Genomic DNA, 20,012 nt, shown 5'->3' with positions numbered 1-20,012 from the left:
TTCTAGCAGGGTAAACCATCAGCCAACAAGATATGTCCGTCCTTTTTTCTCGCTTGCTCTCCGCCCTGCTTGTCCTTTCCCTGAGCATCGCGCTGCCCAGCTGCGCCACCAATCCGGTGACCGGCAAGAAGCAACTTTCGCTGATCTCCGAGGAAAGCGAGATCCAGATGGGACAGCAGTACGATCCGCAGGTCGTGGCGGAGTTCGGCATCTACGAAGACGCCCCGCTGCAGAATTTCCTCAGCGAAAAGGGAAAGGCCATGGCCGCGATCTCCGAGCGGCCTAACCTGCCCTGGACCTTTCGCCTGGTCGATTCCGAGGTGGTCAACGCCTTTGCCGTACCGGGTGGCTTCGTGTACTTCACCCGGGGCATCATGGCCCACTTCAACAACGAGGCCCAGTTTGCCGGCGTACTCGGCCACGAGATCGGGCACGTCACCGCCCGCCACACGGTAGCCCAGCAGAGCAAGCAGCAGGTGGCCCAGATCGGCCTGATCGGCGGTATGGTGCTTTCGCCCGAGCTGGCCAGCCAGGGTGAGGCGCTGATGCAGGGTATGCAATTGCTCTTCCTGAAGTTCGGCCGCGACGCGGAGAGCCAGTCGGACGAGCTGGGCGTGAAGTACTCCACCGCCATCGGCTACGATGCCCACGAGATGGCCGGCTTCTTCAGTACCCTCAACCGCCTGAGCGGTGGTGCCGAGAACCGCGCCCCCACCTTCCTGAGCACCCACCCCGACCCCCTCAACCGCGAGGCCCGCGTTGAAAAACTGGCCACCCAGGCCCAGGCCGCCGGCACCCGCTCTTCCTACGAGGTAGACCGGAACAGCTGGCTACAGCGCATCGACGGCATCCTCTACGGAGAGGACCCCGCCCAGGGCTACGTAGAGAACGGCGCTTTCTACCACCCCGGACTGAAGTTTTACTTCAACATCCCCCAGAACTGGAAGCTGATTAACTCACCGACGATGGTCCAGATGGTCGCTCCCGACCAGAATGCCATCATGCAGATGCGCCTGGCCCCCGGCGACGACGTACAGTCGGCCGCCCAGCAGTTCATCCAGCAGAATAACGTACAGGTAACCGATAGCAACAACCAGCCGATCAACGGCCTCACCGCGACCACCATTGCCGGGCAGATCGCCCAGCAGGACCAATCGACCGGCCAGACCTCGAATCTCGGCACCCTGGCCAGTTTTATATCCTACGGAGGGAATATCTACCTGTTGGCCGGCCTCACTCCCGCCGCCAACTTCAACCAGTACGCCCCGTCCATACAGGCTACGATCCGCAGTTTCGCGCAGTTGACCGACGCCAGCAAACTCAACCGGAAAGGCGAACGGCTCAAAATTTACACGACCAACCGCGCGAAGACGCTCCAACAGGCCCTGCTGGATGCCGGTATCCCCCAAAATCGCCTGGAGGAATTCGCGGTCCTCAATGGTATGGAACTGAACGATCAGCTGCCGGCCAACTACATGTACAAGGGTCTCGGCGGAAGTGCCCGCTAGTACTTACTGACCCAACTGGGCGGTGGGGCCTCCCCGGCTGCTGCCGGACCCCATCGGCTCCATGGCCTCGTAGGCAGCGGCCTGTACCCGCTTGCGGGTTTTCAACTTGCTGAGCTTATTCGATTCGGCGCTCGGAAAGGTGCGGTTGGAAAGGAAGACGTAGACCATATCCTCCACGGGGTCGACCCAAACGGCGGTGCCGGTGAAGCCGGTGTGTCCGAACGTGCGCCCGGAGGCGTCCTCTGCCAGGTTCTGGTACTGGTTTTCATCAAGTTGCTTCATGTCGAAGCCCAGAGCCCGACGGTCCTCACCGGGGTAGCGGGTAGTAAACTCGTGAATAGTTTCGGGCCGGAAATACCGGCGGCCACCGTAGGCGCCCTTCTGGAGGAGCATCTGAAACAGCGCGGCGACGTCGTGCGCCGAGCCGAAGAGTCCGGCGTGACCACTTACGCCGCCCATCATGCCGGCCCCCATATCGTGGACGTAGCCCTGCACGGTACACATCCGGAAGTAGTTGTCCACCTCGGTGGGCGGGATCCGATCGCGGGAGATGGAGCGGAGCGGATTGTAGGTCAGGGATTCCAGCCCCATGGGCCGGTAGAAGTGCCGGGCGGCAAATTCGTCGACGGTGAGTCCGCTGACCCGGTCAACCAACTTGGCCAGCAGGTAAAAGCCCAAGTCGCTGTAGCGGTAGCGGCCCACGTTGGTCAGTTCGCTGTCGTAGATCCGTTGCCATACGGTATCGATACAGGCCTTGTTCATGTAGAGCTTGTCCGTTACGGGGACGATGAAATCACCGGTCTGCGCGGAGCGGTAGTACTGTGAGCTTGGCTTGGGATGGCGTCCCGGGGTTAGGGTATAGCGGTAGAAAGGGATCCAACTGTGCAGACCGGCCCGGTGTGCGAGCACCGCGCGCACCTTGAGGGGGGCCTTGTTGGTGCCCTTGAGTTCGGGGAGGTAGTAGCCCAGGGATTTGTCTAGGTCGACCTTGCCGTCCTCTACCAGCTTCATCACGCAGAGCGTGGTGGCGGCCACCTTGGTGACGGAGGCCAGGTCGTAGACGGCATTGGTCGTGACCGGCGTCTTGTTGGAGTAGGTGTGGCTACCGTAGGCCTTTTCGAATACCACCTTGCCGTGGCGGGCGACCAGTACGACCATTCCGGGCGTGGCATGCTGCCGGATAGCCTCGTTGGCGATGTCGTCCACCCGCTTGGCGAGAAGCTCGCCATCGATGCCCACGCTCTCGGGGGGTGCGTAGCCCATGCGGTAGTTGGCGGTGGTTTCGAGGCCGGCGTTGTAGGGGGTCTTGGTGCTGGCCGTGACGGGCAGGCGTCCCGTGATGCGGTTGGCTCCGAAGAGTGCCTGGGCAGCTGCGTCCTGAGCCACCTCGTCGCGGCTGTACGCTTCGAGGATGGTACCGAAGTCGTCGAGGGCTTTGAGGCTGTACGGGTTACCGAATACGGTCAGGATAAGCTTGCCCCGCTCGTCGATCGCCCGGAGCAACCGGAGTGTTTCGCGGGAGATCGGCACCTTCTCGATGAAGCGGCTTCCGTCGCTGTAGAGGCTCACGATCACTACGTCGCCCGCGTCGATACGTGCCATCAGTTGCTGCTGCTCGGCGGCGGTCGGGGTGGCGGAGGTGGTGAGGTGGGTCAGGTTGCCGTAGTCGTCGAGCCGCTGGGTGAAAACGGTGGGCTGAGAGGCCCCGATACGGAGGGATACGATCTTACCGCTGATGGGCGTCTGGACGGGAACGAGCCGCTGGGCGTCACGCACCAGAGTCATGGAGGCCTCGTAGAGCTCCTGCTTCAGGTTTTTGGCGGCGGGGGAGTTGAGGTCGGCGCGCACTCCTTCGACGGACGGGAAAGAGGGCTGCGTCAGACCGAGCCGGTACTTGGAGAGGAGGACGCGGCGGACTTTGGTCTCGACGTCTGCGGGCCGGATCTTCCCCTCCACCATATAGCGTTTGATGGCCGTGAAGGAGGCGGCAATGTCTTCGGGAAGCAGCAGGATGTCGGAGCCGGCGGCGATGGCTTCCGCCTCGACTTCGCCGTGACCGTAGTGCTTGGTCACGCCCTTCATTTCGAGGCCGTCGGTAAAGATCAGCCCGGTGAAGCCCAGGTCGCGCCGCAGCAGGTCCGTCACGATGGGTTTGCTGAGGGAGGAGGGGCGGTTAGGGCGCGGATCGAGGGCCGGGATCTGGAGGTGAGCGGCCATGATGCTGCCGATACCGTAACGGATGAGCGCCTGAAAGGGGTAGAGCTCGATGCTGTCGAGCCGGGCGCGGCTGTGCTTGATGACGGGCAGGTCGAGGTGGCTGTCGACGTCGGTATCCCCGTGGCCCGGGAAGTGCTTGGCGCTGGCCAGGATGCCGTGGTCCTGCAGGCCCTTCATGTACATGTAGCCCTTTGCGGTAACGTTGTAGCGGTCTTCCCCGAAGGAGCGGGTGGCAATGACGGGGTTGTCCGGATTGTTATTGACGTCGAGCACGGGACTGAAGGAGACGTTCACCCCGATGCGCCGCAACTGGCGGGCGATCTCCGTACCCATGTCGTAGAGGAGCTGGTTGTTGCGAATTGCTCCGAGCGCCAGCTGTTTGGGGTAGGAGATGGTCTGGTCCGGGAGGCGCATGCCCAGGCCCCACTCGGCATCCATGCTGACCATGAGGGGCAGCTTGCTCAGGGCCTGGTACTGATTGGTAAGCTCGAGTTGCTTTTCGGGGGTGCCCTGGAAGAAGCACAGCCCCCCGACGTGGTAATCAGCGATCTGCTGCTTGACGCTGGCGATGTGGTCAGCCCCGAGGTCGCTGTGCGCCCGGACCATGAAGAGCTGGCCCAGCCGCTCGTCCTCCGACATCGATTGATATACCGAATCCACCCATCGCTGCTCGCCGGGACTCAGCTGGGACAGGTCGGGACGGTAGACCTGCTGGGCGGAAACCGAGGGAGAAAGGAGTAAGAACAGGCAGATAAACGGAAACAAAAGGGATTTCATGGACCGGAGGATAGTAAGCTGGGATTATTGACGCCGAAACAAGTGGCCGGGGCCACTGATATATAACGCCATTAATATACACTTACCATGCGGCCCTGCCCCTAAATATTCCGTAAATCTTTAAATGGCAGACTACTCTTCGTCCGTATCCCCCCGCGTGGCCCTATCCCTCCACTAAATCCCCTGAATAGAGGGGGAAATCGGCCATGAATGCGTGTACTTCCTCACGGATGCGCGCCAGTGCCGCGTCGTCGCCGGCGTTGGCGTTGGCGATGACCTCGTCGATCCAGGCTACGGTCTGCCGGCAATCCTCCTCGCGGAAGCCCCGGGTGGTCACGGCGGCGGTACCGATGCGGATACCGCTGGTGACCATGGCGGACTTCTTGTCGAAGGGGACCATGTTCTTGTTGAGGGTGATGTCGGCTTTGCCGAGGGCCACCTCCGCATCGCGGCCGGTAATGTCCTTGTTGCTCAGGTCGATCAGCATGCTGTGATTGTCCGTTCCTCCGCTGATGATGTGGTAGCCGCGCTCGGTCAGGGCGTCGGCCATAGCCCGGGCGTTGGCGATCACCTGCTTGCCGTAGGCCTTCCAGCCGTCACTGAGGCACTCCCCGAAGGCCACGGCCTTACCGGCGATGACGTGCTCCAGGGGGCCGCCCTGCATGCCGGGGAAGACGGCGCTGTTCAGGATGCTGCTCATCTTGATCGTGTTGCCCTTCTTGGTGGTGCGTCCCCAGGGGTTGTCGAAGTCCTTGCCCATCATGATGATGCCGCCGCGGGGTCCGCGAAGGGTCTTGTGGGTAGTGCTGGTCACGATGTGGCAGTGGGGGAGGGGGTCGTTGAGTAGGCCGGCGGCAATGAGGCCGGCGGGGTGGGCGATATCGGCCAGCAGCAGCGCGCCGACTTCGTCGGCGATCTCCCGGAAACGGGCGTAGTCCCAGTCGCGGCTGTACGCCGAGGCGCCACACACGATCAGTTTGGGCTGTACTTCCCGTGCCTTTGCCGCGACTTTTTCCATGTCGATGCGGCCGGTTTCCTCCTCTACGCCGTAGAAGTTGGCCTGGTAGTTCTTGCCGCTGAAGTTGGCCGGGTGACCGTGGCTGAGGTGACCGCCGTGGGCCAGGCTGAAACCAAGGGTCGCATCGCCGGGCTGCAGCAGGGCCAAGAACACCGCGGCGTTAGCCTGGGCGCCCGAGTGGGGCTGTACGTTGGCATATTCGGCGCCGAAGAGCTTACAGAGCCGATCGATGGCCAGTTGCTCGACCTGGTCGACGATCTCGCAGCCGCCGTAGTACCGCTTGCCGGGGTAGCCCTCGGCGTACTTATTGGTCAGGCAGCTACCCATTGCTTCCATAACGGCGGCGCTGGTGAAGTTTTCGGAGGCAATCAGCTCGATGCCGTGGCGCTGGCGCTCGAGTTCCTGGTCGATGAGGTCGAATACGGCGGTATCGCGGTTCATGGGCGGGGGGTTGTGGGTGCAAAGGTACGGCACGCGGGAGGTACCGGTAAAGGAAACGCCCGCCCCGCGAAAGCGGAACGGGCGTTTATGTAGCTGAGTAATCGGTAGGTCTAGGCGACGGGCTCGGCGTCGGCCTTCTTGCCCCTGCCATTGCGGTTGGCGCGGGCTTCTTCCTCGATGCCCATGAGCTTGGCCTTGATCTTGGCTTCCACCTCGTCGGCTACCTCGGGGTTATCTAGCATGAACTGCTTGGCAGCCTCGCGGCCCTGGGCGATCTTGGCGTCGTCGTAGGCGTACCAGGCACCGGACTTCTGGATGATCTCCTGGTCGACGCCGAGGTCGACGATCTCGCCGGACTTGGAGATACCCTCACCGTACATGATGTCAAATTCGGCGATCCGGAAGGGGGGCGCCAGCTTGTTCTTGGCCACCTTCACCTTCACGTGGTTGCCGACCACGTTGCCTTCCTTGTCCTTGATGGCGGCACCGGTACGGCGAATGTCGAGACGCAGCGAAGCGTAGAACTTCAGGGCGTTACCACCGGTGGTGGTCTCGGGGTTACCGAACATCACGCCGATCTTCTCGCGCAGCTGGTTGATGAAGATGCAGCAGCAGCCGGTCTTGCCGATGGTACCGGTCAGCTTACGCATGGCCTGCGACATCAGGCGGGCCTGGAGACCCATTTTGCTGTCGCCCATCTCACCTTCGATCTCGGCGCGGGGCACGAGGGCGGCGACGGAGTCGACGACCAGGATGTCCACGGCACCGGAACGGATCAGGTTCTCGGCGATCTCAAGGGCCTGTTCGCCGTTGTCGGGCTGGGAAATGAGGAGGTTATCGGTATCGACGCCGAGGCTCTGGGCGTAGAAGCGGTCGAACGCGTGCTCCGCATCGACAATGGCGGCAATGCCGCCGCGCTTCTGGCATTCGGCGATGGCGTGAATGGCCAGGGTAGTCTTACCGGAGGATTCGGGGCCGTAGATCTCGATGATGCGGCCCTTGGGGAAACCGCCGATGCCGAGCGCTACGTCCAAACCGAGCGATCCGGTTGGGATAGCCTCTACGTTGGCGGCCTGGCTCTCGCCGAGGCGCATGATGGTGCCCTTGCCGTACGCCTTGTCCAGACGATCGATCGTCATCTGGAGGGCCTTGAGCTTGGCGGCGGTGTCTTTGCTATTATCTGCCATTATCCTGTTTGTTTGAAACTGCTTTTGTTTTGCGACGCTACAAATATAAACACATTGTGAGTGCCCCGCAAGTAAAACCACACAATTCAACGAATAAAAATCCATTTTTTGGATACATATCCGGAAATATAAATTATATGGTTATGTAAATTGTTTGAAATATATCTGGCTGCTAAGCCGGATGGGGAGCGATGCGCAGCGGCCCGCTCCGTAGTAAGTAGAGCAATTCCACCCGCTGAAAAGTTGGGTCGAAAGACGTATGCGGGCCAACTTGCGATCTGCTCGACCTGGCCGCCGTCTGGAACCGCTTCAGCGGTCACGGGCCTGATCGCGTTCGCAGCCGGAAGCCACCCCCCGCTAGCGGAGTTTAGGGTTGTCGCGGTGCCGGTCAGTATCGCGGGCGGTCTTCTTCTGCAGGTTACGGGCAAGGGCTTCCGTGAGATCGGTGCCAGTCTGGTTGGCCAGACAGATAAGGACAAAGAGGACGTCGGCCAGTTCGTCGGAAAGCTGGCCGGGGGCGGCCGCCTCGTCCGCCGGGGACTTAAAGGATTGCTCACCGTAAAGGCGGGCCATCAACCGGGCGACCTCGCCGGTCTCCTCCATCAGGATGGCGGTGTTGGTCAATTCGTCGTAGTAGCGGACGCCGACCGTGGTGATCCAACGATCGACGGTATCCTGTGCTTCGCGGAGGGTCATGGCGTAACGTGAACAGGCACCGGACGCGTCCGGTGCCTGTAGGTGATTGGTTAGAAGGCGAAGGCTTTCCTAATAGGAATTCTTCAGTTTGAAGGTGGAGCCGTTGACCTCGACGGAGTCGCCGTTGTGCTTGCCGCGCAGGGCGAGGTAAAGCGGGCTGTCGGTGGAGATACCGCGGTATTTCTTGCCGTTGACCTCAAACTCATCGCTGGCCGCTCCGACGAAGAAGTTGCCGCGATCCGTCTCGATGATGTCGCCAAGCTGAATTTCCTCGGTGGGTTCAATGTCGTCCAGGTTGGCCAGCGTCCGGATGTCGTGTTGCAGGGCCTCCACGACGGACGCCCGGGCCTCGACCCGGTTGATGGACTGGTCCACCTTGCCGTCCTCGAAGTGGTTTTGCTCTTCTTCGTTGGTTTCCTCCGCCTCGTCCATGTCGGCATTCTGCATGGACATCATGTTCTTGTAGGAGTTCTCCTTGATCGTGAGCAGCCGGGCGGCTACTGCCTGCTTTTCCTCGGTCTGTTCTTTGGTAAGTTGCATGGGTAATGATTTGGCTAGTGCAACGGCTCAGCGCACCGCATGTTTGCCCAAATTTGATCAAGGCCGTGAACATCCGCCGACTTTGGCGTTTTACATAACAGACAGTACACTTACGTATTGTCGTTAGCCATTCCCACCCGGATACTCTGGCTGTGCTGAACATGCCGCCCGCGCGGGCCGTGCTCCGCACAGCCGCCCTTATCCGGGCATGACTGTTTATCGCATGCCTCACCTTACGGGTGCAGCCATCGCAACTTCTAAGGTCATGTCTTTTGCTGGGTTTTTGGTTAATGTTCGGGCAAGCTGGAAACCCCGGCTTGCCTTTTTTTTGCCTTTCCCAGAGGTTTGGCTGGTACAGGCTCGCGGTAGAGAGATGTCTCTTACCTATCGTTGTTTGGCAACCCACTCCACGTGCCGGCGGATGCGCTCGTCAGCGAGGAGCTTTTCCTTGGTATTGTAGTCACGGGCCAGCTCCTTCTCGTCGGGGATCAGGCGATGGATGCCCTTGTGGCAGGCCCGGCAAATGCTGATGCGCCGGTGCGTCATATCCTCCTTCGTAAAATTCTTCACGAAATAATTTTTCCGGTGCACCGCCCGGGGGATAAGGTGGTGCTCCGTAAGCGGCTTCGTGCGGTGGCACAGCTCGCACTCGCCCTTCGGGCCCCGGAGGCGATCGGTATAGTTCTTTCCCTTGCGCGGCATACCTAGTAAACAACCGCCCTGGAGACGGTTCACCAGGCTACGGCCAGCAGCGTAGCGACTGTCTTCTACCAGCTACGAAGCACCACCGTATAAGTGAACGCGAGCAAGGCGACCGTGAGCCCCCTTAGTGCGCTTCCAGCCAGTTCTCTCCCACGCCCGTTTCCACCACGATCGGCACGTCCAGGTCGGGCAGGGCTTCCCGCATCAGTTCCTCGATCAGGGGGGTCACGCGCTCCACTTCGTCCTTGGGGGCGTCGAAGACGAGTTCGTCGTGGACCTGCAGGATCATGCGGGTCTTGAAGTTTTGCTCCCGGAGGGCCTTGTGGATGCGGATCATGGCCAGTTTGATCATGTCGGCCGCCGTGCCCTGGATGGGGGTGTTCATGGCCATCCGTTCGGCCAGGGACCGCGACATACCGTTCTTGCTGTTGATGTCGCGCAGCCCGCGCTTACGGCCGAGCAGCGTGCTCACGTAGCCCTCCTCGCGGGCCTGCTCCACGGTGCCGCTCATGAATTTCTTCAGTCCGGTAAAGCGCTCGTAGTAGTTGGCGATGAGTTCGCTGGCCTCGGCCCGGCTGATCTCCAGCTCTTGGGTGAGCCGCTGGGCGCCGGCCCCGTACAGGATGGCGAAGTTGATCGTCTTGGCCTGGTAGCGCTGCAGGCGGGTGACCTCGTCGTAGGGGACGCTGAAGATGAGGGCGGCGGTCGCCGTGTGGATATCCTTGCCCGTTTTGAAGGCATCGAGCATCCCCTCGTCCTGGCTCAGGGCGGCTACCAGCCGCAGTTCGATCTGGGAATAGTCACTGGCCAGCAGGATGTGATCTGCGTCGCGCGGGATGAAGGCCTTGCGGATCTCGGCCCCCTCCGGGGTACGCACAGGGATATTCTGCAGGTTCGGGTTGGCGCTGCTCAGGCGACCGGTGGCGGCGATCGTCTGGTTGAAGCTGGAGTGGATGCGCCCGTCCTCGTTCATCAGCAGGGGCAGGGCGTCCACGTAAGTGCCGAGCAATTTGCTCAGGCTGCGGTGGCGCAGGATGAGCTTCACGATGGGGTAGTCGGCGCTCACCTCGGCCAGGGTGGCCTCGTCGGTCTTGAACTGCCCGGTCTTGGTTTTGCTGCCCTTGTACGGTACGCCCATCCGTCCGAAGAGGATCTCGCCGATCTGCTTCGGGGAGCCGATGTTGAATTCGGAGCCGGCCAGTTCGTGCACTTCTTTTTCGATCGAGCGGAGTTCCTCGGTGAGCACCTTGCTGTACTCCTGCAGGAATTCGCCGTCGACGTTGATGCCCGCCAGCTCGATGTCGCGCAGGACGGGGATGAGCGGTGCCTCCACCATCTCGTAGAGTTCGGTCAGTTCTTCTTCCTCCAGCTCGGGCCATAGGGCGTGGTAGAGCCGCAGGGTAATGTCGGCGTCCTCGCAGGCGTAGGCGACCACCTTTTCCACGGGCACGTCGCGCATTGTCAGCTGCTTTTTGCCCTTGCCGATGAGGGCCTCGATGGGTACGGGTTTGTAATTGAGGTATTCCTCGCTCACGATGTCCATCTTATGGCGCTTGTCGGGGTGCAGCAGGTAGTGCATCACCATGGTGTCCAGCAGCTTGCCCCGCACGGGTGCGCCGTAGCGCTCGAGGACGATCATGTCGTACTTGAGGTTCTGGCCTACCTTGTCGATCGACTCGTCGGCCAGTACCGGTGCGAATTCGGCCACGATGGCCTCGGCCACAGCGCGCTCCGCGGGTACCGGTACGTAGTAGGCCGCGCCGCTTTCCCAGGCGAAGGACAGGCCCACAAGCTCGGCCGTGGTGGGGTCGACACTGGTCGTCTCGGTGTCGAAGGAGAGCAGCGTCTGCCGGGTCAGCTGATCGAGCAGGGCGGCGCGCTCCTCGGCGGTTTCCGCCTTGCGATAGTCCTGCTCCGTGTTTTCGATGTTCTGGTCGGCGATGGCGTGGGCCGGCGGCTGGCGGAAGCTACGCCGGGGCGCGGCCGCGGGTGCGGGGCCGGCGGCGGGGGCGAACAGGTCCCCCTGGCTCGAGGATTTTTTGGTCTCCTCCTCCACGCCCAGTATCTCGTTGGCAATGGAGCGGAACTCCAGCTCGCGGAAGACGTCGGTGAGGTAGTCGCGGTCGAAGTTCTCGATGAGGTAGGCCTCCGGGTCGAAGGTGATGGGTACGTCCTGGATGATAGTCGCGAGCTTCTTGCTCAGCAGGGCCTGTTCCCGGAACTCCCGGAGCCGTTCCTGGTTCTTGCCGCGGATCTTGTCGGTATTGTCCAGCAGCTTTTCCATGCTGCCGTACTGGTCGATGAACTTGGCGGCGGTCTTGGGGCCGATGCCCGGTACGCCAGGGATGTTGTCGACCGAGTCGCCCATGAGCCCCAGCATATCGATCACCTGCTCGGGGTGCTCGATGCCCCACTTCTCGTTGATCTCGTCCACGCCGAGGATCTCGATGCCGTTGCCCATGCGGCTGGGCTTGTACATGAGGATGTTCTCCTCCACGAGCTGGCCGTAGTCCTTGTCGGGCGTGACCATATACACCTTGTATCCCTCCCGGGCCGCCTGCTTGGAGAGCGTACCGATCACGTCATCCGCCTCGTAGTTCGGTACGATGATGATGGGGATCTTGAAGGCCTGCAGGATCTGGTGGATGTAGGGGAAGGCGATGCCGATGTCCTCCGGCTGTTCCTCCCGGTTGGCCTTGTAGTCGGCGGCCAGTTCGTGGCGGAAGGTGGGGCCGTCCGGGTCGAACACGACGGCCAGGTGGGTAGGCTGCTGGTTCTTCATCAGGTCCCACAGGGTGCGGGTGAAGCCATGCATGGCGGAGGTATTCACCCCCTTGGAGTTGATCAGTGGCCGGTTTATGAAGGCAAAGTGCGCCCGGTACACGAGGGCGTGTCCGTCGAGCAGAAAAAGGCGCTTGTCGGTGGCGGGATTGGGCATGGGGCGAAGATAGCAGGATACAACCGGACCGCATTTTCGCAGGACGGTATCCGCCGCACCCGCGTTCCCGCAAAAGCAAAGCCCCGGTCAGTGACGACCGGGGCTTGCCTTGCAAATGGGGTACGTGAATAGTGGTCTACTTATTGGGCCAGCTGCCCCAAAGGCTGCAGTGGCCGGCGTTGTCGGTGCCCGCTACGGTCGTCTGCACGCCGGAGTAGATGGCGTTCATGACGGCGCGGGGACTGTACTTGACCTCTCCGGTCTTGGTGTTGCGGAACCCCTTGCCGAAGTGCTCCTGGCTGAGGCCGTGGCCGGCCTCGTGGAGGGCGATGGTCTCCACGTCGATGGAGGTGGCCCAGTTGAACCGGTCGTTGTAGTAGATCTCGCGCCAGGCCACGTCGGACTTCCCGTCGTTGTTGGTGTCCACCTCCCGGCCGTTGGCGTCGAGCAGTACCAGGGTGAAGGTCACGCCGAGCACGTTCTTTCCCCGGGAGCCGAACACCTTGCTGAAGAAGGCACCCGGCAGCCAGCCGTTGTGCACGACGTCGGCCACGTAGTCGGTGCTGCCGCCGTAACCGTACACCGCCGAGACCAGGCCGGTGGGCTGGCCGGTAGCGGGAATGCGGAAGATATCCAGGTCGCTGCACGTGGCATCGTCCCAGGTGGTCATGGCCCGGTCGATGGCGTCGCTGGTCTGCCCCAGGGGCAGGTCGTTCGACGGGCGGGTAGCGTCGATGTAGTAGGAGATAGCATCCGTACCGTCGCCGGAGGTGCCCGGGGCGAAGTCGTAGGCGAGTTGCTTATTGCCGCGGTCGTTAAAGAAAACCCGGTTGCCGATCTCGTCGGCGTCGGCGGGGGTCACGAACTCGGCCATGGCGATGCGGACGCTGGATCCGTCTGCCCCTTTACCCAGACTTTTAGTAGAGACCGGGAGTTGGGCGTAGATCGGTTCCGGGGTCGCCAGGGCGATGTCGGCGACCGAAATTTCTTGCTGACAGCCGAACGTAAGCAGGCAAAGTGCCGCGAGGCCGGCGAGGCGGGTAGAAAAATGATTCATGCAGTGAGTTGGAATGAAATTGGTTGAAAAACAGTGGAAGCGCGTTCCGGAAACCCACGGGTCCGGAACATGTGGAGTCGCCCTGCCCGGCACATACCGGAGCAGGATGATAATTAGTTGTAGCTACAATTAATTGTCCGGTGCCTATAGAACGGGGGGTATCGGGTAATATTTGTCGACGGGAAAATTTAAGACCGGTTACATGATTTCGTCCGGCAAGGGCGCGGCCGTGCGGGCCGGCGGGCAAGCGAAATGGGGGAGGACAAACGGCTATCCGACTCCGGGAAAGGGTGATCGACCACCCGCGGATACGGACGCTGACCGTAGCCTACCGCGTAGCCACTACTGCTAGAGCGTGTAACAAATTAGATAGTAATAAATATTGTTTTAATAGTCTTACTATCAACTTTGCATTTAACACTGTGTTGTATGGGAAAAATCGACCCATGAAACGCGAAAACCCACTGCCCCTCTTCTTTATTCTCTTTTTCCTGGTCATGCTCAGCACCACCTCCCGTGCCCAGGTGGAGGCTACCGTCGCGGATTCCCTGCGGTCGGCGCGGACCGAGCAACTGCAGGAGTTGCGGCGGATCGAGGCGCTCACCAGCTACGGCCCGCACTACAAAAATCCCAACGCCGCCGGAAGGCTGATCACCCTCAACCGCGCGGTACCCCCCCTGCCCGCGGATTACGCTCCGGCACGGGTAATGGGGCCGACGTACAAAAACCGGAAGCCCGCGCTTACGCCCGCCGACACGACCGCCGTACGGCGGCGTTCAACGCCCCGACTGATGGGCCCCCGCTACAAGAACCGCGGTGCCAAGACGGGAAATCTGTAGGTTCTCTCCATCGCATCTTTTCCCAACCAGCCTTCCCGCACTATGACGCTTTACACCAAAATCAAGTGGGTACTCGGCTTTGCCCTGGTGTTCCTGCTGGTCCTGACCACCAACCTGGTCGACCGACAGAACTTCCGGGTGATGAAGGACTCCATGGAGGCCATCTACGCGGACCGGCTGGTGGCGCAGGATATTCTCCTCACCCTCAGCCGGCAGGTCTGGGAAACGGAGAGCCGCTACCGGGCGGGCGGCCCGGTGGTCGCCGGTGCCCGCCTGGAACATCCGGAAATCGACCGCGCGATCCAGCGGTTCGCCGCAACGACCCTGACCCGGGAGGAAGAAACGGTATTCTCCCGCTTACAGGCGCGTCTGCGGGAACTTAGCGCCCGCGAAGCCGCGCTGCAGGCCGGCGATGGCTCCCGGGACGGTGTCCTGGAGGCCCTGGGAAAGGTAAAGCAGGAGCTGGTGGATTTGTCGGCCATCCAGATGGTGGAGGGCCGCCGGCAGTTGTTTGCGGGTAAGAAAGCCGTCAGCTCGGCGGAGCTCTTCACCCAGCTCGAGATCGGTGCCCTCATCGTTCTCGCGCTCTGCGTGCAGGTGGTGATCCTCTACGCCCCCGCCACTCCGGAGCGGGCCTGAGGCAGCGCGCGCGGGCTTATTGATACCCCACCGCCACCGCCAGCAGTAGCCCCGCCCAGGCCCACAGCAACAGCAGCCCCGTAAGGGGCAAAATGAAGCGCAGCCACCGGTCGAACGGCACGCGACATACCCCGAGCATGGCGACCAGCCCGCCGAGGGAGGGGTTGAAGAGATTCGTCACACCGTCCCCGATCTGGAAGGCGAGGATGGATATCTGCGGACTCAGCTCCAGCGCCCGGCCGAGCGGGATCATCACCGGTAGGGTAGCGAGGGCCTGGCCGCTGCCGCTCGGGATCAGCAAATTAATGCCACTCTGGCCGATCGACATGCCCACCGCCGAAGCGTAGGTAGGCAGTCCGTCAAGGGCTTGTGCGAGGCCGTAGCTGATCGTATCCTGGATTTGTCCCTGCTCCATGATCACCTTTACGGTTGCCGCCATGCCGATGATGAAGGTGGCCGGGGCCATCTCGGCCACGGAGCGCATGCCTGCATCGGTTACCTCCCGCCCGTCGAGTCCGCTGGTCAGGGCACAAACGACGGTGACGATCAGAAAGACCGCCGAAATCTCGTTGATCCCGAAGCCCAGCCGAAAGACCCCGAACAACACGGCCGCCAGGCCCCCCAGGAAAACGGCCAGCAGCCACCAGTTGCGCCCGCTGATGCGGTACTCGGCCAGGGGGCGGGAGAGGGCCAGCCCCGAAGTATCCAGTCCGCGACCGATGCCCGATTCCGGATCGGCCAGCAGGCGGCGGTAGTAGCGAACGTTGTACCAGGCCGTCAGCGCCAGGGCGCCGCCGCAGAGGATCGACCGGAGCCACCACCCGCTGAAGAGCGGCAGTCCGGCGATGTCGTGGCCAATGCCTACGGTATAAGGGTTGATGGGCGAAAGGCCGAAGGCTACCGTCATGCCGCCGAGGCTCACGCCGGCCGCGAGGATGAGGTCACCCCCCAGGGCGAGCACGACCACCACGGCGATCGGTACCGTTGCAATGTTGTTTTCGTAGCCCACCATGATCCCCAGCATACCGTACACGAACGTCAGCAGAACGAGCAGGAGCTCGGCCCGCTGGGTGCCCATGCGGTACACCAGCCGGCCGACCGCGTTCTCGATGGTCTGCGTCCGCTCCAGCACCGAGAACATCAGGGCGCTCGCCAGGCAGATGAAAATCACCGGGGTAGCCAGCCGGTAACCCTCCGGAAAGGCCAGGAACATCTCGAACGGCCCCACCGGGGTGGACGGCACCTCCGCGTAGCTGCCGGGAACCACGCGCAGGCGCCCTCCGACGTCGGTCCGTTCGTAGAGGCCCGCCGGCAGGAGGTAGGTCATGATCGTGACCGCCACGATGATGGCGAAGAGCATGATCAGGGGCGGGGGGATACGGGAGAAAATGCGGCGCATCCGCTAAAAGTACGCTATGACCCGCAGCGAACTACCCGGACATCGGATGTGGCGTGCTGCCACATCCGATGTGCACGGGGGCGTGGATCGTGTAATGAGCTGATAATCAATGAAGTGATTTTTGGACATCGGATGTGCAAGCCAGCCGCCGCCCCCACATCGGATGTGGACCACATCCGATGTTCGGAGTGGCTGTGAGAAGCTCAGTAGGCCAGTAGCCCCGCCGCCCGCAGCTCCGCGGGCGTACCCTCGTGGCGGATGCGGCCGTCCTCGAGGTAGTAGACGTAATCGAAGTCGCGCAGCAGGTGCAGGCGGTGGAGGGTGCTGACGATCGTCCGGTCGGGGTAGGCGGCGAAGATGCGCTGGTACACGAGGGCCTCCGACTCCGGGTCGAGGCTGCTGGTCGGCTCATCGAGCAGCAGCAGGGTAGAGGACTCGGCCGCCAGCAACCCGCGGGCGATGCTCAGCCGCTGCCGCTGCCCCCCGCTCAGGTTGGCCCCGCCCTCGGAGAGCCACGTATCGAGCCCGCGCTCGGCGCGCACCACCACGTCCTCCATGGCAGCGAGGTGGATGGCCCGCTCGACCGCGGCGGGCTTGCGGGGCAATCCCATGGTGATGTTCTGCAGGATGGTCTCCTCGAAGATTTCCGGGGTCTGGGGGATGAGGGTGGTCTGTTCGAACAGCTGGGCGGGGGAGGCGGCCTGCTCTCCGTCGAAGGTGACGGAAATGGTATCCGGGGGATACAGGCCGCGGAGGTTGTAGAGCAGGGTGGTCTTGCCGCTGCCGCTGGGTCCGATGAAGGCGACGCGCCCGCCACGGGGCAGGCGTAGCCGGATAGCTGAGAGCCCATGCCCCTCCCCGTGCTCGCGGTCGTAGGTGAAGCTGAGGTCGTCCACCCCGATCTCCCGCCACTGCTTCGGTGCCTTGCTGCCGGGGGGCAGGCCCGGGCGCGCCAATTCCCCATAGGCCGCCGTGATGGGTTCGATGGCCGCCAGGTCGGCGCGGAGGCGGATGATGGTATTGTACTGCCCGGTGAGGGCGTTGAACATGTTGGCGAACTGGGTGACGTAGCCGATCAGGGTGACCAGCCCGCCAACCAGGAAAATCTCCCCGGGCGCGTAATTCTGGTATACGTAGCCGACCACGATAGCCACGTACATTAGCCCGATGAGGACGCCCGTCGTGAACCACTTCTGCTCGTTGAGCTGGGTGATGCGCAGGAAGGGCGGCCACACGGCTGCCACCCGCCCGTCGATCTGTTTGGCGGTCTGCTTGCCCAGCCGCAGGGTGGTCACGGTGATTATGTTACCCAGGTTGTCGGAGAGTCCCGACAGCAGGTCGTTCTCCCGCTCGTTCGTTTCCTTGGTCGCGGCGATGATGGGGCGGTCGAACGCCAGGACGCACAGCACCACGAGCACCCCCGTTGCACCTGCGACCCCGCCGAACAGCGCGCTGAACCAGACGATGGCCACGATGGAGATGAACATGCGCACGAGCGTCTGGAAGTAGACGAAGCCGTCGTCGAAGAAGGTCTTTAGGGCCTCGTAGGCCTTGCGCGTACGGTTGATGGTGTCGCCGCTGTGGTGCCGGCGGTGCCACTCCAGCGGCAGGTGTACTACCCGCTCGTAGGTTTCCATAAGCAGGCGGCGGCTGATGTCGTAGGCCAGGCGCCGCTCCATGAGCCGGGCGGGCCACTGGAAGGCCCAGAAACCCAGGATAGTGGCCATATAGGCCCCGCCGTAGATCCAGGCCCCCGTGAGCAGATCGCCGCGCCCTTCCTGGAGGTAGTTGACGAAGTAGCCGAAAATGATGGGTTGCAGCGATACGATCAGGTTGACGCACAGGAACATGCCGTAAATGAGCAGGTACCGCCCGTGCATGCCGCGGGCGTAGTGCCAGGAGGTGGCCAGCAGGTGCTGGTACGGGTTGCTGGAGAAGAATTCTCGCCACTGCCGGAGGGTATCGCGCAAAAGGGAATAATTTTGGCCGGTTGCAAAGGTCACTACCCGCGCCCAATACTTCCCCTGCCTTGGTCCGCCCTTTCGTCTCCCTCTTTGCAAGTGCCCTCACGCTGCCGGGTATGGCAGGGCAGTTTAGGCCCGAAGAAGCCGATGCCGCCGCCATCTCCGCCGCGACCCGCGCCTTTTCCGCCGCCTACGTGCGGGGCGACTTCGCCGCTATGGCCGCCGCCTATACGGAAACCGGGCACATCCTGCCGCACGGGGCCTCCGTCGTTTCCGGCCGCGACGCCATCCGGGAACGCTGGCGGCTGCCCCCCGGCGTGACGGTCCTGGAGTACCGTACCGAAACGGTCGAACTCCGGATTCTGGGCGACTACGCCTACGACCTCGGCCACTACGCCGGGCGGACGCGCCGCGCCGATGGTTCCGAAGCAGAGTGGGCGGGGCAGTACGCGATCGTGTGGCGCAAGCTCGACGGGGATTGGCTTATGCAGGTAGACATGTGGGAAGGCAGGGGGTAGCGGTGGCGGGCCCGGAAATTTTCCTACTTTTCCCGTCTGTACGCTCCTAACCTCGCCCATATGATCCGCCCCCTGACCCTTTTCCTCTTCGTACTGCTGACCGGCACCCTCCTTGCCCAGGAACACAGCCGAAAGCTGCCGATGGATACCATGTTCTTTTCCGAGGACGCCGTACGCATCAAGGGGGCGAACGTACCCTACCGCGTGGAAAGCGGGGTGCAGCCCGTCTACGACGATACCGGCAAGGTGACCGCGGGCCTGCACTATACCTACTACCGGCGTACGGACCGCGACGACCCGAACCGCCCCCTGCTCATCAGCTTCAACGGCGGCCCGGGCTCGGCTTCGGTGTGGATGCACCTGGCGTACACCGGTCCTAAAGTGCTGAACATCGACGAAGAGGGCTATCCCGTGCAGCCATACGGCGTGAGCGATAACCCCTATTCCGTGCTGGACGTGGCCGATATCGTCTTCGTCAACCCCGTCAATACGGGCTTCAGCCGGATGGCCGAAGGGGCCGACCGCAGCCAGTTCTTCGGGGTGAACCAGGACATTGCTTACCTGGCCGACTGGCTCAGCAACTGGGTCAGCCGCCACGATCGCTGGCGTTCGCCCAAGTTCCTCATCGGAGAGAGTTACGGTACCACGCGGGTGTCCGGCCTGGCCCTGGAGCTACAGGACAACCGGTGGATGTACCTCAACGGCGTGGTGCTGGTCTCGCCCACCGAGCTCGGTATCGAGCGGGCCGGCATCGTGGAGGCTGCCAACCGGCTGCCCTACTTCACCGCCGCGGCCTGGTACCACGAGCGGCTGCCGGCGGAACTCCAAAGTATGGACCTCGATCCCCTCCTGGCCGAGGTGGAAGCGTACACCCGCGCAACCCTGCTGCCGGCCCTCGCCAGCGGTATGGACCTGAGCCCCGAAGCCCGCCGTACGGTAGCCGGGGCGGCGGCCCGCTATTCGGGGCTGAACGCTCAGGAGTGGCTGGACAACAACCTCATGCCCACCACGGCCTACTTCTGGAAGAACCTGCTGCGGGGAGAAGAGGCGGGAGACTACACGGTGGGCCGGCTCGACAGCCGCTACCTGGGCATCGACGGTACGGCGGCCGGCGACCGGCCCGACTACAACAGCGAGCTGACCAGCTGGCTCCACTCCTTCACGCCGGCCATCAACTACTACCTGCGCGAGGAGCTGGGCTTCCGGACCGACCTGCAGTACAATATGTTCGGCTCCGTATACCCCTGGGACCGTTCCGGTGACCGGACCGGCGAAAACCTGCGGCAGGCGATGGCCATGAACCCTTACCTGAACGTGATGGTGCAGTCGGGCTATTTCGACGGGGCCACCAACTACTACGACGCCAAGTATAGCCTCTGGCACCTCGATCCGGGGGGCCGCATGCGGGACCGGCTCAGCTTCAAGGGGTACCGGAGCGGGCACATGATGTACCTGCGGCGTCCGGACCTGGAGACCGCCAACGAGGACCTGCGGGAATTTATCGAAGCTTCCCTGCCGGGGGAAAATGCGGCCCGCTACTAGAGGTACGACAATTTTGCGGTACCCGGGAAG

Annotated in this window: 15 protein-coding genes; 5 read left to right on the top strand and 10 right to left on the bottom strand. The window is 62.5% G+C overall.

Annotation, left to right across the window (positions count from 1 at the left end; translation table 11 throughout):
- The first annotated feature begins 32 nt into the window (after positions 1-32).
- Complete coding sequence (locus DQG19_RS19970; protein WP_232826563.1) at positions 33-1,508, top strand: M48 family metalloprotease; 1,476 nt, start codon at positions 33-35, stop codon at positions 1,506-1,508.
- A 3-nt stretch (positions 1,509-1,511) separates the two neighbouring features.
- On the opposite strand, the gene DQG19_RS19965 is transcribed toward DQG19_RS19970, so the two are convergent.
- The 8 genes from DQG19_RS19965 to DQG19_RS19930 form a co-directional block, all read right to left on the bottom strand.
- On the bottom strand, positions 1,512-4,502 hold the full coding sequence (locus tag DQG19_RS19965; RefSeq protein ID WP_116128222.1) for a glycoside hydrolase family 3 N-terminal domain-containing protein: 2,991 nt from the start codon (positions 4,500-4,502) through the stop codon (positions 1,512-1,514).
- A 163-nt stretch (positions 4,503-4,665) separates the two neighbouring features.
- On the bottom strand, positions 4,666-5,961 hold the full coding sequence (glyA, locus tag DQG19_RS19960) for a serine hydroxymethyltransferase (protein WP_116128220.1): 1,296 nt from the start codon (positions 5,959-5,961) through the stop codon (positions 4,666-4,668).
- Positions 5,962-6,071: 110 nt separating this feature from the next.
- The gene (gene recA, locus DQG19_RS19955) at positions 6,072-7,148 is read right to left on the bottom strand and encodes a recombinase RecA (RefSeq protein ID WP_116128218.1); all 1,077 of its coding nucleotides are present in this window, start codon (positions 7,146-7,148) and stop codon (positions 6,072-6,074) included.
- Positions 7,149-7,505: 357 nt separating this feature from the next.
- Positions 7,506-7,844 carry a nucleotide pyrophosphohydrolase gene (locus tag DQG19_RS19950; RefSeq protein WP_116128216.1) on the bottom strand — a complete coding sequence of 113 codons (339 nt, stop codon included), beginning with the start codon at positions 7,842-7,844 and terminating at the stop codon, positions 7,506-7,508.
- Between the two features lie 69 nt (positions 7,845-7,913).
- The gene (locus DQG19_RS19945) at positions 7,914-8,384 is read right to left on the bottom strand and encodes a hypothetical protein (protein WP_116128214.1); all 471 of its coding nucleotides are present in this window, start codon (positions 8,382-8,384) and stop codon (positions 7,914-7,916) included.
- Positions 8,385-8,768: 384 nt separating this feature from the next.
- A complete protein-coding gene (locus DQG19_RS19940) occupies positions 8,769-9,086 on the bottom strand; it encodes a hypothetical protein (RefSeq protein WP_116128212.1) in 318 nt (105 codons plus the stop codon).
- A 124-nt stretch (positions 9,087-9,210) separates the two neighbouring features.
- The gene (polA, locus tag DQG19_RS19935) at positions 9,211-12,024 is read right to left on the bottom strand and encodes a DNA polymerase I (RefSeq protein WP_116128210.1); all 2,814 of its coding nucleotides are present in this window, start codon (positions 12,022-12,024) and stop codon (positions 9,211-9,213) included.
- A 136-nt stretch (positions 12,025-12,160) separates the two neighbouring features.
- Complete coding sequence (locus DQG19_RS19930) at positions 12,161-13,081, bottom strand: hypothetical protein (RefSeq protein ID WP_116128208.1); 921 nt, start codon at positions 13,079-13,081, stop codon at positions 12,161-12,163.
- Between the two features lie 446 nt (positions 13,082-13,527).
- Here DQG19_RS19930 and DQG19_RS19925 point away from each other — a divergent pair, with 446 nt between their 5' ends.
- Together DQG19_RS19925 and DQG19_RS19920 are read left to right on the top strand one after the other, a co-directional pair.
- Complete coding sequence (locus tag DQG19_RS19925) at positions 13,528-13,920, top strand: hypothetical protein (protein WP_116128206.1); 393 nt, start codon at positions 13,528-13,530, stop codon at positions 13,918-13,920.
- 42 nt (positions 13,921-13,962) lie between these two features.
- A complete protein-coding gene (locus DQG19_RS19920; protein WP_116128204.1) occupies positions 13,963-14,559 on the top strand; it encodes a hypothetical protein in 597 nt (198 codons plus the stop codon).
- 16 nt (positions 14,560-14,575) lie between these two features.
- On the opposite strand, the gene DQG19_RS19915 is transcribed toward DQG19_RS19920, so the two are convergent.
- Both DQG19_RS19915 and DQG19_RS19910 read right to left on the bottom strand, forming a co-directional pair.
- Positions 14,576-15,958: a YfcC family protein gene (locus tag DQG19_RS19915; protein WP_116128202.1), complete on the bottom strand. Its 1,383-nt coding sequence runs from the start codon at positions 15,956-15,958 to the stop codon at positions 14,576-14,578.
- Between the two features lie 203 nt (positions 15,959-16,161).
- Positions 16,162-17,928, bottom strand: coding sequence for an ABC transporter ATP-binding protein (locus DQG19_RS19910; RefSeq protein ID WP_116128200.1), 1,767 nt, complete (start codon positions 17,926-17,928; stop codon positions 16,162-16,164).
- A 110-nt stretch (positions 17,929-18,038) separates the two neighbouring features.
- Here DQG19_RS19910 and DQG19_RS19905 point away from each other — a divergent pair, with 110 nt between their 5' ends.
- Positions 18,039-18,440, top strand: a complete 402-nt coding sequence (locus DQG19_RS19905) for a YybH family protein (RefSeq protein ID WP_157974618.1) — start codon at positions 18,039-18,041, stop codon at positions 18,438-18,440.
- Positions 18,441-18,500: 60 nt separating this feature from the next.
- On the top strand, positions 18,501-19,982 hold the full coding sequence (locus DQG19_RS19900) for a S10 family peptidase (protein WP_116128196.1): 1,482 nt from the start codon (positions 18,501-18,503) through the stop codon (positions 19,980-19,982).
- Positions 19,983-20,012: the final 30 nt, after the last annotated feature.

The organism is Lewinella sp. IMCC34183, from assembly GCF_003390915.1.
Lineage (GTDB): Bacteria > Bacteroidota > Bacteroidia > Chitinophagales > Saprospiraceae > Neolewinella.
Note: the sequence above shows the minus strand (reverse complement) of the source record. Positions and strands in the feature narration are given on the sequence as shown.